General features: G+C 70.7%; 1 protein-coding gene. It reads right to left on the reverse strand.

The genetic code is table 11. The features are described 5' to 3' along the window. Nucleotides 1-1,110, reverse strand: a 1,110-nt coding sequence (locus AB0N07_RS51465) for an NRAMP family divalent metal transporter (RefSeq protein WP_365847955.1), incomplete at its 3' end; no start/stop codon positions are given. Between the last annotated feature and the right edge of the window lie 86 nt (nucleotides 1,111-1,196).

Below are 1,196 nucleotides of genomic sequence, written 5' to 3' on the forward strand. Positions count from 1 at the left end.
GATGAACACGGACACGAGCCACGCGAGCGCGCCCATCACGAGCAGCCACCGGGGGTAGCGGTAGCCGTGCAGCAGGTCGCGGCGGCGCCAGGCCACGTAGAGGAGGGCCGCGAAGCCGACCGGCAGGATCATGCCGTTGAACGCGCCGGCGAACACGAGCAGCGTCTGCGGGGCCTGGCGCAGGGCCAGGTAGAGGGCGGTGCAGACCACGATGAAGGCGACCGTCAGCAGATTGCGGGTGCGGACGCTCGTGGTGGAGCGGGTGACGAAGCTGATCGAGGTGTACGACGCGCCGATCACGGAGGTGACGGCGGCGGCCCACAGGACGATGCCGAACATGCGCAGGCCGATGTCGCCGGCGGCGGCCTGGAAGGCGGAGGCGGCCAGGCTGTCCTTGGCCAGGACCGCGCCCGAGGCGACGACGCCGAGGATCGCCAGGAACAGGAGGGCACGCATCAGGCCGGTCACGAGGATCGAGGCCACGGAGCTGCGAGTGATGTCCTGGACGTCGTCCACGCCCTTCACTCCGGAGTCGATCATGCGGTGGGCGCCCGCGTAGGTGATGTACCCGCCGATGGTGCCGCCCACGAGGGTGACGATCACGAAGAAGTCGACCTTCTCCGGCATCACGGACTGGCGCAGGGCCTCGCCCACGGGCGGGGCGGAGGTGATGGCCACGTACAGCATCAGCAGGATCATGACGGCGCCGAGCACCACCACGATCCGGTCCAGGGCCACACCGGCGCGCTGGGAGAGGAAGATCAGCAGCGCGATGAGCGCGGCGCCGGCGCCGCCGATCAGGGGGTCGACGCCGAGCATGGCGTTCGCGCCGAGGCCGGTGCCGGCGATGTTGCCGATGTTGAAGACCATGCCGCCGAGGAACACGAGCGCGGCGAGGACCCAGCCGAGGCCGGGCAGGACGCTGTTCGCCAGCTCCTGGGCGCGCATGCCGGAGACGCCGATGACGCGCCACACGTTCATCTGGACGGCGATGTCGATGAGGATCGAGACCAGGATGGCGAACGCGAACGCGGCGCCCATCTGGACGGTGAACGTGGCGGTCTGCGTGATGAAGCCGGGGCCGATGGCCGAGGTGGCCATGAGGAACATGGCGCCGAGCAGTGCGGTGCGCCGGGTGGCGCGTGCGGCGCGGGAGCCGGTCTTCGGCGCGGTGCCCGAGGGGGCGCACGGACGGC

Origin of the sequence: Streptomyces sp. NPDC051172 (genome assembly GCF_040682555.1) — a bacterium.
Classification (GTDB): Bacteria; Actinomycetota; Actinomycetes; order Streptomycetales; family Streptomycetaceae; genus Streptomyces.